The organism is Ligilactobacillus ruminis ATCC 27782 (assembly GCF_000224985.1).
Taxonomy (GTDB): Bacteria; Bacillota; Bacilli; order Lactobacillales; family Lactobacillaceae; genus Ligilactobacillus; species Ligilactobacillus ruminis.
Map to the genome: position 1 here is coordinate 1,362,382 of NC_015975.1, position 17,819 is coordinate 1,380,200.

The 17,819-nt window shown below is 44.3% G+C and carries 15 protein-coding genes and 1 other annotated feature (1 of these 16 running past the window's edge); all 15 genes read right to left on the minus strand.

What is annotated here, in order from left to right:
- Nucleotides 1-48: 48 nt before the first annotated feature.
- On the minus strand, nucleotides 49-837 hold the full coding sequence (locus LRC_RS06800; protein ID WP_420805676.1) for an amino acid ABC transporter substrate-binding protein: 789 nt from the start codon (nucleotides 835-837) through the stop codon (nucleotides 49-51).
- 36 nt (nucleotides 838-873) lie between these two features.
- Nucleotides 874-1,503, minus strand: coding sequence for an amino acid ABC transporter ATP-binding protein (locus LRC_RS06805; RefSeq protein WP_014073733.1), 630 nt, complete (start codon nucleotides 1,501-1,503; stop codon nucleotides 874-876).
- An 11-nt stretch (nucleotides 1,504-1,514) separates the two neighbouring features.
- Nucleotides 1,515-2,162 carry an amino acid ABC transporter permease gene (locus LRC_RS06810; RefSeq protein WP_014073734.1) on the minus strand — a complete coding sequence of 216 codons (648 nt, stop codon included), beginning with the start codon at nucleotides 2,160-2,162 and terminating at the stop codon, nucleotides 1,515-1,517.
- Nucleotides 2,163-2,467: 305 nt separating this feature from the next.
- Nucleotides 2,468-3,274, minus strand: a complete 807-nt coding sequence (gene minD, locus LRC_RS06815; protein WP_014073735.1) for a septum site-determining protein MinD — start codon at nucleotides 3,272-3,274, stop codon at nucleotides 2,468-2,470.
- Complete coding sequence (locus LRC_RS06820) at nucleotides 3,274-3,942, minus strand: septum site-determining protein MinC (RefSeq protein ID WP_014073736.1); 669 nt, start codon at nucleotides 3,940-3,942, stop codon at nucleotides 3,274-3,276. Before LRC_RS06820 ends, minD begins: the two co-directional genes overlap by 1 nt.
- A 20-nt stretch (nucleotides 3,943-3,962) precedes the next feature.
- Complete coding sequence (mreD, locus tag LRC_RS06825; RefSeq protein ID WP_014073737.1) at nucleotides 3,963-4,484, minus strand: rod shape-determining protein MreD; 522 nt, start codon at nucleotides 4,482-4,484, stop codon at nucleotides 3,963-3,965.
- A 10-nt stretch (nucleotides 4,485-4,494) separates the two neighbouring features.
- Nucleotides 4,495-5,346, minus strand: coding sequence for a rod shape-determining protein MreC (mreC, locus tag LRC_RS06830; protein WP_014073738.1), 852 nt, complete (start codon nucleotides 5,344-5,346; stop codon nucleotides 4,495-4,497).
- A gap of 74 nt (nucleotides 5,347-5,420) precedes the next feature.
- Nucleotides 5,421-6,425: a rod shape-determining protein gene (locus tag LRC_RS06835; protein WP_014073739.1), complete on the minus strand. Its 1,005-nt coding sequence runs from the start codon at nucleotides 6,423-6,425 to the stop codon at nucleotides 5,421-5,423.
- Nucleotides 6,426-6,624: 199 nt separating this feature from the next.
- A complete protein-coding gene (locus LRC_RS06840) occupies nucleotides 6,625-6,834 on the minus strand; it encodes a cold-shock protein (protein WP_003698712.1) in 210 nt (69 codons plus the stop codon).
- Between the two features lie 18 nt (nucleotides 6,835-6,852).
- The gene (radC, locus tag LRC_RS06845; protein WP_014073740.1) at nucleotides 6,853-7,527 is read right to left on the minus strand and encodes a RadC family protein; all 675 of its coding nucleotides are present in this window, start codon (nucleotides 7,525-7,527) and stop codon (nucleotides 6,853-6,855) included.
- 51 nt (nucleotides 7,528-7,578) lie between these two features.
- Complete coding sequence (locus LRC_RS06850; RefSeq protein ID WP_014073741.1) at nucleotides 7,579-8,244, minus strand: HAD family hydrolase; 666 nt, start codon at nucleotides 8,242-8,244, stop codon at nucleotides 7,579-7,581.
- Complete coding sequence (locus tag LRC_RS06855; RefSeq protein ID WP_014073742.1) at nucleotides 8,241-9,554, minus strand: bifunctional folylpolyglutamate synthase/dihydrofolate synthase; 1,314 nt, start codon at nucleotides 9,552-9,554, stop codon at nucleotides 8,241-8,243. The genes LRC_RS06850 and LRC_RS06855 overlap by 4 nt, the downstream gene beginning before the upstream one ends.
- Before the next feature lie 144 nt (nucleotides 9,555-9,698).
- Nucleotides 9,699-12,806, minus strand: coding sequence for a type ISP restriction/modification enzyme (locus LRC_RS06860; protein WP_338034073.1), 3,108 nt, complete (start codon nucleotides 12,804-12,806; stop codon nucleotides 9,699-9,701).
- Entirely contained in the window at nucleotides 12,715-14,544 is a 1,830-nt protein-coding gene (locus LRC_RS12200) for a restriction endonuclease (RefSeq protein WP_338034074.1), read from the minus strand. Before LRC_RS12200 ends, LRC_RS06860 begins: the two co-directional genes overlap by 92 nt.
- Before the next feature lie 365 nt (nucleotides 14,545-14,909).
- Nucleotides 14,910-17,573 carry a valine--tRNA ligase gene (locus LRC_RS06865; RefSeq protein ID WP_014073743.1) on the minus strand — a complete coding sequence of 888 codons (2,664 nt, stop codon included), beginning with the start codon at nucleotides 17,571-17,573 and terminating at the stop codon, nucleotides 14,910-14,912.
- Between the two features lie 74 nt (nucleotides 17,574-17,647).
- Nucleotides 17,648-17,819: a binding site (T-box leader), on the minus strand (it continues 36 nt past the right edge of the window).

The window sequence follows — 17,819 nt, forward strand, 5'->3', positions numbered from 1 at the left end:
CTTCTAAAAAGACTATACAGTTAATTTTAGCCCAAAAATCGATATTTGTCAGTCAATAAAATTTTTCCCGAACCATTTATGATTAATTTTTTTAATCGTACCGTCCTTTTTTAGCTCTTTGAGCGCACGATTGATTTTCAATCTGAGTTTTTTATCGCCCTTTCTGATTCCAACCGCAAATTCTTCTTTAGGATAGCCGATGGAAACTTCATGATAGCTCAAAGGATCGCTTTTATGTGATATAACGTATGACGCATACACTTTATCAATCACGATTCCCGAAATTCTTTTGGCATCAAGATCCAAAAAAGCATCGTTGAAAGTATCATATTGAATCGTTTTGCGAGCATGCTTTTTAAGCAGATCAGGATATCCAACGTAACAATCGTATCCCGATGATCCGCTTTGAACGCCAATCACCTTGTCTTTCATGTCTGCCCCATTTTTGACGTTCTTTTCCTTTGTCACGAGCACCTGGTCGTTTGCAAGATACGAATTTGAAAAAGCGACTTTTTTCATCCGTTCTGAAGTTTTGCTGTATCCGTTCCAAATAACGTCAATCGTTCCGTTCATCAGCTCGGTTTCTTTCATTGACCAGTCAATCGTTTGGAAATCAGGTTTTAATCCGCATTTTTTAAAGACAGCTTTGGCCAAATCAACGTCATATCCGGCAAGTCGTCCGTTTTTTTGACGAAAATCCATTGGTACGAAACTATCGTCCAAACCGACGACGACCATTCCGTGATGTTTGATCCTAGCCCAGTTATCTACTTTTTCAGCCCTTAATTTTGAATTCGAACATCCTCCCAACAAACAAAGAGCAAAAAACAAGCATATTCCGATACGACTTTTCCTTTTCACATCAATTCACCTCTATGAAACAGGTCTGACTTTCAAAACATCATCAGCTATCTCCCTTGCAAACTTAAGATCATGAGTCACTATAATTTGAGTCATCGATTCTTTTTTTAAACTTAAAATAATGTCCCTGACCTTGTCCCTCAACCCAGGATCAAGCGCACTTGTCGGTTCGTCATAGCACAAAATTTTAGGATGCATCGCAAGCGCCCTCGCAATCGAGACACGTTGCTTTTGACCGCCTGAAAGCTGATACGGATAAAGATTCTCCTTACCCTCTAAAGCCAGCTTTTTCAACAATTGTCGTGCTTCTTTTTCAACTGCCTGCGGATCTTTTTTCAAAGCGATCTTTGGAGCCAGAGTCACGTTTTCCAAAACCGACAAATGCGGAAAAAGGTTGTACTCCTGAAAGACGACTCCAATGAGCGCTTCTTTTGAAGACATTGGATCAAACTTCTTTCCGTCAAGCATCATCTCTCCTTCGTCAATGCGTTCCAATCCGCTGATGCACCTTAAAAGCGTCGTTTTTCCGCCACCGGACTGTCCGACGATGCACATAATCTCACCATCGGTCACTTTAAGACTGATTCCGTCAAGAATCTTTCGTCCGGAAAAACTCTTTTTAATATTCTTAAGCTCAAGCATTCAAATCACCCTTACTTCCATTTTCCGTATACTGCTTCAACATTTTGCAACATCCAGGTAAAGACGGCCGTCAGCGCCAAATAGATTATTCCGACCAAAACAAGGGGAATTAAAGAAACATCCCGACTGGAAGCAACGTTCCCGGCACGAAGAAGATCGCCAAGTCCTATCACATAAACCAAGCTTGAATCTTTGATAAGATTGATTACCTCATTTCCGATTGAAGGAACGACGATTTTCATAACCTGAGGCGCAATAATTTTCCTGATGGTTTGCCAATAAGTCAGCCTTAACACCCCGGCGCTTTCATACTGACCACGATCAATCGACTGCAGACCGCCACGAAAAATTTCTGCAAAATACGCCGTATAATTCAAAACAAACGCTACCAAAGCTGCTGCATATCTTGGAAGCACGATTCCCGTTCCCAACAGCGGAAGTCCGTAAAACACAAAAATCAATTGCAAAAGCAACGGCGTTCCGCGCATCAACCAAATATAAAAACGCAGGACTGCATTTAATATCTTAAATTTTGAGCATCTTCCGAGTGCGCAAATCAAACCCAACGGCAATGAAAAAACAAGCGTCAACACGAAAATAGAAAGCGTCATCTCCGTTCCGTCCAATAAAGATGGCATAATTTCGAATATATAATTCATACGTGAACCCTCCGAAAAATTGAAAAAGCCCTCTTGGAAAATTCCAAGAGGGCGTTGTTGCGCGGTTCCACCTCCGATTTACCAACTTCTCACGAAGCCGGCCTCAGCAAGTCGATGACTTGTTGCCGATAACGGGGCATCCGAGCAAATTTCTTCGCTAACTCACGGGTGTGGTTCGGAAAATTCATCGATTCCTTTGCAGCAACAGGAACTCTCTTAGCGACTCATCAACCTACTCTTCCGCTCAACATTATTCTAAATATGAATTTTTATACAGACTAACATTCAATCATCAGTTTGTCAAATTACTTTTTTTGAAACCATGACGCTATCTTGCCAAAAAATCCGCTTTCATCGCTTTCTTTCAGCGTCATCAAAGGAACCGTCTGCCCCTCAAGCCGACGGGCTATGTTTCGATACCCTTTTGACGCCGGACTCTTTTCATTCAAGACGATTGGTTCGCCCTTGTTGGAAGTTCCGATAACCTCATCATCGTCAAAGACGATTCCAATCAATTTAATCGACAAATGGTGAGTAATCTCATCAACATCCATCATCGTTCCGTCATTAACCATTCGCTTTTTAATACGATTAATAATAAGCATCGGCGGTTCATCAAGATCAGCCTGTTCCAGCAGACCGACTACTCGATCAGCATCCCTGACAGCTGAAATTTCGGGTGTCGAAACAACGATAGCTTCATCAGCGCCAGCAACCGAATTGGCAAAACCTTGTTCAATCCCAGCCGGACAATCAAGCAAAATATAGTCAAAATCACTCTTCAGATCAGCAACGATTGCCTTGACTTCCTCCGGCTCAATCGCAGACTTATCGGTATTTTGTGCAGCCGGCAGCAAGAAAAGCTTGTCTTCAAAGCGTTTATCTTTGATAATGGCCTGATGCAGCTTGCACCTTCCTTTGGCAACGTCAACAATATCATAAATAATGCGATTGTCAAGTCCCAACACAACGTCCAGATTGCGCAAACCGATGTCAAGATCAAGCATGATAACTTTTTTGCCCATTAGAGCCAAAGCAGAACCAAGATTGGCCGTTGTCGTCGTTTTACCGACGCCGCCCTTTCCGGACGTAATTACAATTGCTCTTCCCATCAAATCAAGCCTCCATTTTGTGTAAATACTTTTGGCCGAATCGTCTTAAGTTCGGTAACATCAGCCGTATCAAGCGCGTGCAAATCATTTACGTAAATCAATTTTTGCATGTCCTCATAATCGGTTTCAGAAACGATCTCAACCAAGTCGGCAATTCTTACTTGTTGCGCATGGGCCATATTGCCGCACACGACAGCAAGAGCATCATTTTTTGCCCCTGCATGAATAACTCCTTCAACTCTTCCCAAAACAAAAATGCTGCCGGTCGCTTTTAAAATGCCGCCCTTGTGAACTGATCCGCAAAACAAAACGTCACCGTTCATTTCCTTAATCTGGCCGTTTCTGATGATCTCGCAACAAAGATGAATCGTTCTGTTATCCAAAAATTCAAGAAAGCTTCTTTTGGAAAGAACGTCAGCATTTAGTTTGCGAATTGAAAACCGCGGATAATTTTCGAATATTTCCTCAATCTCTGTTTGTTGCTCCTGATTGAGCAGCCTGTTGCCCGTGTTTAATGCAAAAGTCAGCTTGTCACCCTTTGAAGTTTTCTCATTTTGAACCTTTTTTAAAATTTCATCAATTTCATTTTTTATTTCGTTAAATGAGCTCACATCTTTAAGAATAAACTCATACCCTTCTTTGTGACCTTTTAAAATAACTGACGGCATTCAAAATTCCCCCTCATCAATTACGATATGTCCGTAAAAACCCTTTTGACAGGAACGAACAAAATTACAAATAGTGCGATATTATAGACCAGAGTCGGCCAAAGAACACGCATAACAAATTCGTCAAATTGCGTCGAAGCTTGTCCGATCAACGAAAATGCAAAATAATTCATCGCAGTCAAAATCGTAATATCTATCAGATATATCAATAGTACCATAATAAATGGGGCTTTTCCGAAAAATTGCGTCGCTTCGCGATTCAAATAAACGATGAAAGGAACAATGATGGTCATTATCCCCAAAAAGCCAGTATAGTACACATCAAAAAGCAATCCTGAAAGAAAAGCCCAAACGTAGATATGCTCGACTTTTTCATCGCCATAAAAAATTGCCATCACGAACCAAAGTAAAATTAATCGACTTTCAATTGCGACATTGGAGGTAAACATTTGACTCGCAAGAATGCTCGAAAGCGTTCCGTCAAGCAAAAATGCCAGAAACAAGCCAACAGGAAAGACGTACTTCATTTTTGACGTTTCCATCTGCTCACCCCTAATCTATCCTTTTCGCAACCGTAACGACACTAAGATCAGCCATATCAGCTGCGGGTTTGATGTAAATTTTTGAAGGCAGGCCGTAATCATCATCGGCTACTCGGACAACTTTCCCGACCAAAAGGCCCTTAGGCGTATTTCCGCCCATTCCTGACGTAATGACGCTCGTGCCTTTTTTGATTTTGACCTTTGACGTGACCTGTCCCATGATCAGCTCATTTTTTTCAGAATTGTAGCCCGTGATCAAGCCGTTTACCGTCTCGTCTTTGGAATTGATCAATTGGACGGCAAAACGATTTGCATCATCATTTTCGGTCGATAAAAGTTCAACTTTGCTGTTTGTCTGATTGACTTCAACGACGCGGCCAACAAGACCTTCCTTTGACATAACGGCCGCATTCTTGACGACGCCCGCCGTTTTGCCTTTCGAAATAATGACTTGATTTTGCCATGCTGAAGGCGTTCTTGAAAGAACGTAAGCGCTGATTTTATCATAATCAGTCAAACTCTTGTTAAGTTTCAGCTGACGCTTGAGCTGTTTGTTTTCTTTTGCCAATGTTTGATTTTCAACGCGTTGTGAGGCCAAACTGTCGACTTCTTTTTTCAGTTTCTGATTTTCTTCGTACGTATTTAACAAGTCAGATACGTTACTGCCTACTTTGGCAACACCATTAACCGGATAGCTGACTACCGTGTTGACAACTCCGGCGGCTTCGTTTCCGAACTGAACGATAAACGGCGGCATTGAACGATTATTGCGCACACTGATTGAAAATGCAATCAGCAAAAAGCTGACAATCAAGCCAAGCAGTGTCACAACAAGTTTTTTATTGAAAAAGAACTTCTGCATAATTTCACCTCATAAAAATTAAGAGGTTGGACGATCAAACCCAACCTCCTAATGAAACGACTTAATCGTCAATCCTAGTTTTTCTTCATTACATCGATATTTTTCAATGATTCACCGGTGCCAACCGCAACACAGTCAAGCGGATCTTGTGCAACGAATACCGGAACCTTTGTTGCTTCAGAAATAACATCAGGTAAATGACGAAGCAATGCGCCGCCACCCGTCAGGACGATCCCGTGATCGATAACGTCAGCTGCAATTTCAGGAGACGTTTCTTCAAGCGTTTCTTTAATTGCCGTAATGATTTCTTCAACGACTTCTTGAATGGCTTCAGCAACGTCTTCAGCCTTGATTTCAATCGTCTTGGGAAGTCCCGTAACAAGATCGCGACCGCGAATCGATTGCGAATCAAGCTGTTTTGCAGACTCGACCGAAGCAGAAGCAACGTCAATCTTAAGCTGTTCGGCCGTTCTTTCGCCAATCAGCAAATTGTAATTCTTGCGCACGTAGTAGATGATCGAATCATCAATTTTGTCACCAGCCATGCGAATCGAACGGCTTGAAACGATTCCTCCAAGCGAAATCGTTGCTACGTCAGTCGTACCGCCACCGATATCAACAACCATGCTGCCCGTAGGATCCATCACAGGAAGGCCTGCCCCGATAGCTGCTGCAAAGGGCTCTTCAATAACGTAAGCATCACGAGCACCGGCAATTCTTGTTGCATCGATAACGGCGCGCTTTTCAACTTCCGTAACCCCGCTAGGAACGCATACCATCACATATGGCTTTGACCCCTTGTGACCAAGTGCTTTTTCGATATAATACTTCATCATGGCAACAGTTGTATCATAATCAGCAATAACGCCGTCTTTCATTGGGCGAATAGCCACAATGCTTGCGGGCGTGCGACCAATCATGGCACGGGCTTCTGAACCGACGGAAACGATTTCGCCTGTCTTTGTATTCTTAGCTACGACTGAAGGTTCGCGCAAAACGATTCCCTTTCCTTCAGCATAAACGATTGTATTTGCTGTACCTAAATCGATACCAATATTTTTTGTTCCGATTCCGAACACGATGTTCCATCCCTTCATGTTTCTCATTATCTGAGCAATAATTTCAGTCTATTTCAATTGTATCATTGAAACCTATTGTTTCCAATACGTTTTCAAAATAATTCACGCGGTTTATTATAGCATAGATCCGGCTCTAATTGAATTGCTGAAACTTGAAAATCGTTCTGAAAGGCCTATCTTTAAAATATTTTAAGAAAACTTAATCATTAATGACCGTCACCATTGCTGCCTGAAAACTTTTTTTGCCTTCAACTTCGCAAAATTCAACGCGCTGTCCTTCTTCCAAAGTTTTGAAACCTGAACCGACCAACGCTGAAAAATGTACGAAAACATCTTCGTTTCCTTCGTCCGGCGTAATGAATCCGTACCCTTTCTTCTTATCAAAAAAATGAACAGTTCCTTTAAGCATTAAAATCCTCTCTTTCGCTTATCCGATAATATTTTCTTCACGCATGCTGAGATATGAGCTGTTTCCGACAATGATATGATCCAATAGTTCAATTCCCAAAAGATGTCCGCATTCTTCCAGTCTCTTTGTCAAACTGAGATCATTTTCAGAAGGCGTCGTATCCCCGCTCGGATGATTGTGCACGACGATTATGCGGGCAGTACTAAGTCTCAAAGCTTCTTTGAAAATTTCTCTTGGATGAACAGTTGCCGAATTCAGAGTCCCCTTGAAGATTTTCTTTTGCTCCAAAACCTGATTTTTGGTATCAAGAAAAAAACAGACCAGTGCTTCTTGCTTTTCATCACCCAAAACATCAATCATGTATTTTCCGACCACTGAACTTGAACAAAACTGTCCCAAAGGCAGATTAAACTGACATTTCATTCTTTTGGAAAATTCGCAGATAGCCTCCATCAAAAGCGATTGCTCGTCATTTCCAAGCAAAAGCTCCCAATTTTCAGGAACAAAATCTTTAATCTGAAATAAGCCTGAAAAGTCCTTGAAAAATGCATTGCATGCTTCTGAAGCCCTTTTGCCCTGCATTTTTACGTTGAGCAAATAATATAACAACTCCTTGTCTGACAAAGACTGCACGCCAAAACGCTTTATTCGTCCCGTTAAATACTTGCTTGAAACCTCATTGACCAAACTCATGATTATTTCCCCCTCTCAATACATAAATTCGTAAATCGAAAGGGAAATATTTTATTTATTTTCTTTTTCGATATAATTTTTCACGCAGACGAGGTCATCAAGCACCGCAACGGTGTGCTCGCGCTCGAACTCGCCGGCGGGGATGACGTCCGGAACCATGATGACGGGAATGCCGGCATTGTTGGCGGCCAGAATGCCGTTATGGGAATCCTCGATGATCAATGCCTCGTCCTTGGCCGGGCTGCCGGAAATCTCCCAGGCCGTGTTGAAGATGTCCGGAGCCGGCTTGGCCTCCACGACGTCATCGGCGGAAACGATGCGCTTGAAGTCGTCTCTCACGCCGACCTTGTCAAGATAGTACAGAATGTCCTTCCTGTAGTTGCTTGAAGCCAGCGTGAACGGAATGCCGCTTTCCCTAAGATAGGCCGAAAGCTCCGTGAAGCCCGGACGAAGCTCAAGCTCGCCCGCCTCAACGACCGGATAGATCTTGTCCATGCTGAGCCTGACGAACCTTTCCACCAGGTTCCTGTCACCGTAGTCCTCCGTCATCTTCTCAATCATGTGCTCCGTTCCGGCACCGATGAACTGACGGTAATATTCCATCGTGAAGCCCTTGATTCCAAGTTCCTCAGCCGCAAGCTGATTCGACCTGAAGTAAACCTTCTCGGAATCAATCACAACTCCGTCCATGTCAAAAATCACCAATTTTACACTCATCTGAGTCCACCTCGTTCTAGTATGTGCTTTCTCACGTCCGATATGAAATACAGCGATCCGGACGCCAAAATCAGATCGCTTTTTTGCATAAGCGCTGCTTCAAGCGCTTCTTTCCAATCATCGATTTCAATCGTCCGTGGATGATTTTCATGCAGTTTTTTCGGACTGGCCACTTGTCTTGGACCGTCAAATCCAGTCAAAATTATACTTGCTTTTGGATTTTTAAGCAATACATCAATCATCTCACCTGAATTTTTGTCAGCTAAAATACCCAAAATAACTGTAATTTTCTTGCCTTTGAAATTTGTTTCAAGCGTTTTTTCAACTTCTTCCATAGCGGAAGGATTATGCGCGCCGTCCAAAACAATCAGCGGATCTTCCTGAATTTTTTCAAATCGACCCGGCCACCTGGTATTTTCCAAGGCTTCACCAGCCTTTCTCCGATCGATTTTGATTCCTTCGATTTCTGACAAAACATTGAATGCCGTTAATGCGCAGGCAGCATTGTCAACTTGAAAATTACCGAACAAGCCCGTCCTTTGAAGCGGCCATTTTTCCTCTTCAAATTCATATGCGAAGCTTTCTCCCCAAAAATGATCGCAGCCTTCTTCAAGCCTGGCCCGATAGTCAACTTCAGGCTGATAAATGCGACTGTCTTGTTCTTTTGCTTTGCTTAAGATGACTTCAAGCGCTTCTTTTGGAAGTTTTCCGATGATGACCGGGCGCTTTTTCTTAATGATTCCGGCCTTGTTTTCCGCAACCTTTGCGATCGTGTCTCCCAAAATATTTGCATGATCCATCGCAACCGTCGTAATGACTGAAACGATCGGATCGATAATGTTGGTCGAATCATACGTTCCGCCGATTCCGACCTCAATGATTGCATAATCAACTTCCATTTTTACAAAATAATCAAGCATTATTGCCGTTAAAACTTCAAATTCTTTTGGACCGTCATTGTCAAACTCGTCATCAATCCTTTCGATGACAGGCTTGATGCGTTCGACCTCTTCAACCAGCTCATTATCAGGAATCATCTCACCGTTAATTGCGACTCGCTCGTTGAACCTGACGATAAAAGGAGACGTGAACGTCCCGACGCGATATCCGTGAGACATCAGCAACTCTCGCAGATATGCGGTCACTGACCCTTTCCCGTTCGTTCCCGTAACGTGAATCAATTTCAGTTTTTTTTGAGGATTTCCCATCAGTTCAGCCATCCTTCTCATTTTGACCAGTGAAGGATCCTTCGTAAATTTTCTTCTGCCGTGAATAAACGAGACCGCCTCGTCATAATTCATCTGTGCCATGTTCCGCCTCCGTATCTGTGTCATGGCTCCATTATATCACGTGAAATGCTGAGCCGTAACCGAAAGAAACTCAAGAAACGGGGGCCCAATCATAATTCCCGGACTGTACGAAGACGCAGATCATCCGTTTCATCTGAATGCGCATCACTTGCTTATCTCAAGTTCCGGCAGACTGTTGATAAGGTCGACCGTCTGAATGGATACGTTAATGATGCGCAGAAGAAGATTGTAAATGTACTTCGGATCATCGCTGAAGTCGTTGGGATCGTCTGTAATCCCTGACTTCCTATCAGTTTTAATCTGGTACTGGTCCACAATCCATTCAATTGCCGAGCGACCGTTGACAACATATTCATAAGCTTTTTCAGGAATGTTTCTGATGGTTATGTCATCATTGAAGATGATAGTCGACCTGTCCTTTTCAAATTTTCCTGTTTCAGGGCTTTTGACCTTGGCAAATCTCATCTTCTTGACAACATAGCTTGGATCTGACTTTTCCTCAATGTCAACACCATCATAGACAGGAACATTTTCATAATTGATGTGCAAGTCCATCAATTTTCTGCCAATATCTACAAAATCCTCCTTGTGTTTCACGTTGGGAATCCTAGGAAATTCCTTGGCTAAATCCATGGCATACATTCTTTCATATTCATTGGAACTCAGCACACCATAAACATAAGGAAGCACATCATCATCATTCAAATCATCCAACTTCCTAAGTACATCAAGTCTTATTGAGGAATACTCTCCCAAATCATCGTACAGATACTTCGGTAAATTCTGTGAACCACCAGCAAATAAATTGACATCTGTAACAACATCAGTTGTTAGTAAGGTAAATCTCTTTCCCTCGGTTTTATTTGACAACGCAATAAGAAGATTGCTTGCATCCTTTGTTGGAAATACGCTGGCCATACGATATTGCTGGTCTACTAATTCTTTAGAATAATAAACATACTTTTTTGTGAACGGGCGATACATTCCTAAATATATGCGATTATCCTTAAAATCAAGTTTCTCCCCCTTTTCGAATTCCCTCTTCAATGAACGCGTCCATGAAATTTCCTTGCTGTCTTCTGAATAAACAGTTTTATCCCCTAAATTATCATTGTAATACTTAATCGTCCCCTCTATTTTTTCTCTAACCCGTGACTTCGAAAATCCCCACGACCAGGCATCACGACCAGTTTTAATTCCACCTGTATAGTCTACAAATAAAGCTTCCTTACTTTTCTTATCCCCCAGTTTAATCAGACTGTCAAAATTAGAATTTCTCTGGTTTATCCAGTCACCCTTTTCATTTGGGATTATATTTTCAAATAAGTTCTCTTCTTCAATACTCTGGATACTTTGAAAATTCCTTATCTTTTCAAGCTTCTCCTTCTTTGACAGACCATCACCTATGTCATAATAATGCAGAGTTTCCTTTCCGTTCCTTGAATCATCCTTGACCAACAATATTATTGCCACACCGGTCATTATATCAAATATATTTTCCCCTTCTCTGGCAATTTGTTCTTTAGAACGGCGCCTGATTTGCCCTTTTAAATTAACTATATAGATATCTGCAAATTCTTCCATCAAGCTCTTTCTCATTCCATCCATTGCCACACCGTCAATATAGGAACTATTTGTAATAAAGCCAATAACACCCTTGTCAGATAATCTGTCTGCGGCCCATCTCAATGCCTTTATATAAGAATCCATCAATCCATTTCTATTAACAGCCTTCGATGTGTCAACCCACATTTTCCTTAACGCGTGTTCAAGCTTAGGATAATTGTTTCTGGTATAGTTTTTGTCTTCATTGTCTTGCTTGGCTGAATACGGAGGATTTCCAACAATTGCCGTAATCGGCTGCTCCTGCTGCTTCTTCAGGCGCTCATTGTTCTCGCCAAGCAGTTCATCCATAAATGAATTTTCACGTTCGGTGCTTTCAAAGGTATCCGTAAGAACAATGCCCTCAAACGGCTGATAGCCACGGCCAGGTCCGTTTATTTCGTCAAAGACCGATTCGATGTTGATGGCGGCGATGTAGTAACTCAGAAGCACGATTTCATTGGCGTGAAGTTCATGCATGTACTTTCTCAAAATATCATCATACGTAATTTCTCCGGCATCCATCTGCTCCTTCAGATACTGCAGCGTCCGCGTGATGAAGGTACCTGTACCCGTGAACGGATCCAGAACATGCACGTTCTCACTTGAAATCCGCTTGCCGAAATACCTGTTCAATGCATAGTCAACCGACCTGATGATGAAGTCGACGATTTCAACAGGAGTGAACACAATCCCCAACTGTTCCGTCGTACTCTTGAACCCTGTTCTGAAGAACTTGTCATAAAGAGTCACGATAACCTTCTGCTTTGCCTCGGCATTGTCAATTCCCGATGCACGAAGCCTGACTGACTCATAGAAAGGTTCAAGTTCCTTTTGCTCCTTGTCGAAGCCGAAGACGGAGAAGGCGGAAATGACGTCATTCATCGCATGAGAGACGGGATTGTCGTTGACAAAGCTGTATTCATCAAACAAGGCCGAGAAGACAGGCTGGGTAATCAGATGCTGAGCCAGCATTTCAACGGCCTGATTCCTGTCAATTGAATCATTGATATTATAGTGCAGGCTCTTCATGAACTGGTCAAATGCCATTCTGGCACCCTTTTTCTCATCAATCAGCGTGTTGATCTTGTTGATATGCCTCTTGGCAATATCGGCAACGTCCTTTGACCAGTCCTCAAGGTAGCGACGGTCACCGACCTTCTGGACAATCTTCCCGTAGAATGCCTGCTCTATGGCACCCATATCCATTCCGAGGTCAAGCTCAGTCTGAACATAGTTCGGACCATTTTCACCCTTTTCGCCTTCACCGGCTTTTCCGCCTTCTTCAGTGACTTCAGAACCAGGCTTGGTGGAAACACCGATAAGGTTGATCTTCCTGCTCTTCTTCCTGTTGAGTTCCAGTTTGTTGATTTCAGATTCAAACCGTTCGTCAATTGACCTCAGGGCGTTGAGAACCTGCCATATTTCCTGATACTTCTGGTTGTTGTCAAGCACAGTTTCCGGATCAGCATCGGCATCAATGACAACAGGCAGGATAATATAACCGTACTCCTTACCCTCATAGCGGCGCATGATGCGCCCGACGGCCTGGACAATGTCAACCTGCGACTTCCTGGGACTCATGAAAATGATTGCATCCAGATTGGGAACATCGATTCCTTCCGTCAGGAAACGGACATTGGAGAGCACACGGAGCCGTATTTTCAGGCATGTCACTTGCCAGCCAGTCCAGTTCCGTCTTCTTCTCCATGGCATTCAGACCGCCGTCGACATGATGAACGTCAACGGAAAAGCTTCCCTCTGCATACTCCCCGAGATAATCATTGACAACGTCATTGAACTCATCGGCAATCTGCTTTGAGTGCTCAATGGTGTCAGTAAACGCGATGGCGCGCTTCATCGGTGCTCCTGAAATCGCCCCGTTCATTCCATTGCGCTTCGTCATCGCATTCCAGATGCCGATGATCTTGCCAATGTCACTGGTATTGAGTTCATTGTCCTCGGAAGCCATGATATTCTGCATGTTCCTGTCAACATACTTTTCGTTGACTGCAAGGACGGAAACCTTGTAGTCAGTGAGATAGCCGCGGTTTACCGCCTCACCGAAGCCAAGGCGGAAAATTTCACGACCGTAGATGCTCTCATCATCCATTGAAGCAAGCTCGACACTGTTTGACTCAGCCTTCTTCTTGGCATCGGGTCCGTAAACCTTAGGCGTTGCAGTCTGATACAAACGCAGCCTGCCCTTTACGTTGTCATTGCCGTGAACCTTTGTGAACATACTGTCTTCACCAAGCTTGGAAGAACCTGTTGTCCTGTGCGCCTCGTCTGCAATGATCAGGTCAAATTCCGGATAGCCTGCCTCCTGTGCCTGATGAATGACGTCAATCGACTGATAAGTTGAGAAAATGACTGTCATGTCCCTGCCTTTGGAAGTATCTATGGTCTCATAGTTTTCCATCAGTTCACTGACATTTGTCGTAGCGGGAAAGCCAACGTCCTTGGCAGTCAGATTGTCATCGCCGGTCTTCTTCTTCGTGGCCTTCCTGTCAGACACGACGGAGAAGGAAATCATGTTGATGTCATCGGAAACATCGGAATTCCAGTTGAAGAGCGTCTGCGAAAGAAGCTGAATGCTCGGAACCAGGTAAAGGATGTTGTAGTTGCTGCCTCCCTTTTCCCTGTACAATGCCTCGGCAATCTTGAGACTGGTGAACGTCTTGCCGGTGCCGGGTGCCATAATGAGCTTGCCACGCTCATTATCCCTGAAATATTCAACTGATTTTTCAATTGCTTCCTTCTGATAGTCACGAAGTTTCTTGGCAGGCTTTTTGTCAATGGCATCAGCGCTGCCAAAATCAAACATCCCCCAGTCGATATCAGCGTTCTCAAGATCCGTAAGCCCGATACGCGCAATCGGCTTTGACAATCCCGCCAGCGCCCTTTCGGCATTGCGGTTCCATTCATCGGTTGTTGAGATGATGATGCCGTCAGCGTAATAGTCTTTGGCAGCTTCAGCGACAAATGAGTTGATGGTGTCCTTGCCAACCTTGTTCTTGTAGAACTTGGCCTGAATTGCAGTCAGCTTGCCGGTATTACGGTCCCTGGCAACAATGTCCACACCTGTATCCTGATGCGGGATATCATACTCCTCCGGAAGATCACTCAACATCCAGACATCGCTGTACTTGTTCCTGTAGGCGGGCTCATTCTTGAAATATGCAACGGCCAGCTTTTCAAAGGCCGTTCCCCTGTCTCTTTGATTGGTCATGTCATTATTAATATGTTCAATTAAATGATTAAATGCATTCATAATATCTGCCTTTCCCTTGAATTTCCTAAGTTCCATGCCCAAAAGGACCCTGTCCTTGAACTGCTCGCCGGCAATTATTGAGCCGCTTGCCGAAACAAGATGCGAAATAATCAAAAAAAACGCCTCACGTATCATAATATACGTGAAGCGCATCCATTGTTCATTCAGAAAGCCACTCGCCTTCAGTCATCCTCATGCTTGTGCACGGGCTCATGACCGCTCGGCTCCACACCTTGTCTAATCGGGTTGCACCTCGCAGCCTGTTCCGCCCAGGTACCCTCGGCTTGGCAGGACGAGCCCTGCCGGCGTTCGAGCAGGCCTGGTGCTCGCGGGCTGACCGCTCGGCTCCACACCTTGTCTAATCGGGTTGCGCCTCGCAGCCCGTTCCGCCCAGGTACTCTCGCTTGGCAGGACGAGCCTGCTGGCGTTCGAGCAGGCCTGGTGCTTGCGGGCTGACCGCTCGGCTCCACACCTTGTTCTTACATTTCCTTTTCCAGTTCCCCGATTCGGATCCTTGTCGCCTCGAGCTTGCTCCTGTAGCCGGCAAGTTTTTCTTTTTCGCTGTTTACGACTTCTGCTGGAGCGTTTGCGACGAAACGTTCGTTTGAGAGTTTCTTTTCACCGCGTTCGACTTCTTTTTCAAGTTTTGATGCTTCTTTTTCAAGACGGGCATGCTCTTCGTTGAGGTCAATCAGGTCGGCAAGCGGCAGATAGACTTCGGCGCCGGTGATGACGGATGTCATTGAAAGGGCAGGAGCCTCCACGTCAGCTGAAATCTCAAGCTTCTTCGGATGGCAGAAGCGGTTGATGTATTCAACGTTTGCATCGAAAACCGACTTTGTGTCTTCCGAAGTCGTCCTGATCAAAATGTCGATTGCGCTCGACATCGGCGCATTAACTGAAGCGCGGCTGTTTCTGACCGCTTTGATAAGTTCAATCAGGTTATCCATCTGCTTTTCTGCTTCCGGATTGTCGAATTCCGGATGTTCAACAGGATATGCGGCCGTAACGAGCGATTTTCCGTCATGCGGCATCGTCAGCCAGATCTTTTCCGTGACGAACGGCATGATCGGGTGCATCAGACGCAGCGTTTGATCAAGCACGTAGCACAAGATGTTTTGAGTATTGTGCTTGAGCTTTTCATCGGAACCATTCAGATTTTCCTTGGCCATTTCGATGTACCAGTCACAAAAATCGTTCCAAATGAAATTGTAAAGAGCACGTCCGGCTTCGCCAAATTCAAAGCCGTCAAACAAACGCGTAACTTCTTTGACCGTCTTGTTCAATCGACTCAAAATCCACTTGTCGGAAAGCTGCCATTCCTTAATGTCAGGTAAATCTTTTGTCGTCTCTTCATCGAGGTTCATGATTACGAAACGACTCGCATTCCAAATCTTATTGATGAAATTCCATGCGGCATCCATCTTGGTGTATGAGAAACGAACGTCTTGCCCAGGAGTCGATCCGGTTGAAAGGAACCAGCGCAGCGCATCGGCACCGTATTTGTCGATAACGTCCATCGGATCGATTCCGTTGCCGAGAGACTTGCTCATCTTGCGTCCTTGTTCGTCACGAATCAAACCATGCAGCAAAACGTGCTTGAACGGCCTGCGTCCCGTAAATTCAAGACTTTGGAAAATCATGCGGGATACCCAGAAGAAGATGATGTCATAACCGGTAACCAAAGTATCCGTTGGGAAGTAGCGCTTAAAATCCTCTGATTCGGTATCCGGCCAACCCATTGTCGAAAACGGCCACAAAGCGCTTGAGAACCAAGTATCCAAAACGTCTGTATCCTGTTCCCAATTTTCGATGTCTTCCGGTGCTTCTTCACCAACGTAAGTCTCGCCCGTCTTCTTATTGTACCAGGCAGGAATTTGATGTCCCCACCAAAGCTGACGCGAAATAACCCAATCATGAACGTTTTCCATCCATTGCGTAAACGTCTTTTCAAAGCGTTCGGGAACAAATTTAACGGCATCATCAGTTTCCTGATTTTTCAAAGCGGCTTCCGCTAATGGTTTCATCTTGACGAACCATTGAGTTGAAAGACGTGCTTCAACCTGAACCCCGGTCCGTTCCGAATGACCGACGCTATGAACAATCGGTTCGATGTTGATCATATATCCTTGATCTTGAAGATCGGAAACGATTGCCTTGCGAGCTTCAAAGCGATCGAGTCCGCAATATTTGCCAGCATTTTCATTCATCGTCGCATCATCGTTCATCGTATTGATTCGTTCCAGATTATGACGATTGCCGACTTCAAAGTCATTAGGGTCGTGGGCCGGCGTAATCTTGACCATCCCCGTCCCGAATTCGGGATCAACGTACTGATCGGCAATAATCGGAATATGGCGCCCTTGAAGCGGAAGAACGACTTCCTTGCCGACAAGATCCTTATAGCGTTCATCGCTCGGATTAACGGCAACCGCAACGTCGCCCATCATCGTTTCCGGACGCGTCGTCGCAATCTCAATATAATGTTTCCCGTTGAAAGTATACTCCGGATCAACGAACGGATATTTCACGTGGTAGAAAGCACCTTTGTCATCTTGGTGAATGACTTCGATGTCTGAAAGAGCAGTTCTTGCCTTCGGATCCCAGTTGATGATATATTCACCGCGATAAATCAAGCCTTTTTTATAAAGGGAAACAAACACCTTGCGAACTGCCTTGGATAATCCTTCGTCCAAAGTAAAACGTTCGCGATCATAATCAAGCGAAAGACCAAGTTTTGCCCACTGCTGCTTGATAATGCTTGCATATTCGTCTTTCCATTCCCAGACTTTGTCAACAAATTTTTCTCGTCCCAGATCATAGCGTGAGATTCCTTGTTCTGCAAGACGAGCTTCAACTTTTGCCTGCGTTGCGATTCCGGCATGATCCATTCCCGGAATCCAAAGAGTATCAAACCCTTGCATGCGTTTTTGCCTGATCAGCATGTCTTGCAGAGTCGTGTCCCAGGCATGGCCCAAGTGAAGCTTGCCGGTTACGTTCGGAGGCGGGATCACGATTGAATAAGGCTTGGCCTTTTTGTCGCCGCTCGGCTTGAACAATCCGTCGTTTACCCATTGTCCGTAACGTCCGGGTTCAACTTGACTCGGATCGTATTTTGTTGACATTTCAATATCTTTTGCCATTGAGTTTCTTCCTTTCCTTTGTCAAATGCAGTGCTCCTTACCAGTTCATTCAAACAAAAAACACTGCCGTCCTCTAATAGGACGACAGTGCCGTGGTACCACCTAAATTGGGCTTTAATGCCCCGCTTTAATTCATGTTAACGAACTGATATCCGGTCAGACCTACTGTTGGTTCAGTCCGACAGCTCACAAGCTACAATTCAAACGACGAGTAAAACGTTCCACCAACCCGTTTCTCTCTTCAAA

What these genes read in the sequence shown, in the direction of transcription:
- LRC_RS06805 (WP_014073733.1), bottom strand. Translation starts at nt 1,503, where the DNA reads ATGCTTGAGCTTAAGAATATTAAAAAGAGTTTTTCCGGACGAAAGATT.
- LRC_RS06810 (WP_014073734.1), bottom strand. Translation starts at nt 2,162, where the DNA reads ATGAATTATATATTCGAAATTATGCCATCTTTATTGGACGGAACGGAG.
- minD (WP_014073735.1), bottom strand. Translation starts at nt 3,274, where the DNA reads ATGGGAAGAGCAATTGTAATTACGTCCGGAAAGGGCGGCGTCGGTAAA.
- LRC_RS06820 (WP_014073736.1), bottom strand. Translation starts at nt 3,942, where the DNA reads ATGCCGTCAGTTATTTTAAAAGGTCACAAAGAAGGGTATGAGTTTATT.
- mreD (WP_014073737.1), bottom strand. Translation starts at nt 4,484, where the DNA reads ATGGAAACGTCAAAAATGAAGTACGTCTTTCCTGTTGGCTTGTTTCTG.
- mreC (WP_014073738.1), bottom strand. Translation starts at nt 5,346, where the DNA reads ATGCAGAAGTTCTTTTTCAATAAAAAACTTGTTGTGACACTGCTTGGC.
- LRC_RS06840 (WP_003698712.1), bottom strand. Translation starts at nt 6,834, where the DNA reads ATGCTTAAAGGAACTGTTCATTTTTTTGATAAGAAGAAAGGGTACGGA.
- radC (WP_014073740.1), bottom strand. Translation starts at nt 7,527, where the DNA reads ATGAGTTTGGTCAATGAGGTTTCAAGCAAGTATTTAACGGGACGAATA.
- LRC_RS06850 (WP_014073741.1), bottom strand. Translation starts at nt 8,244, where the DNA reads ATGAGTGTAAAATTGGTGATTTTTGACATGGACGGAGTTGTGATTGAT.
- LRC_RS06855 (WP_014073742.1), bottom strand. Translation starts at nt 9,554, where the DNA reads ATGGCACAGATGAATTATGACGAGGCGGTCTCGTTTATTCACGGCAGA.
- LRC_RS06865 (WP_014073743.1), bottom strand. Translation starts at nt 17,573, where the DNA reads ATGGCAAAAGATATTGAAATGTCAACAAAATACGATCCGAGTCAAGTT.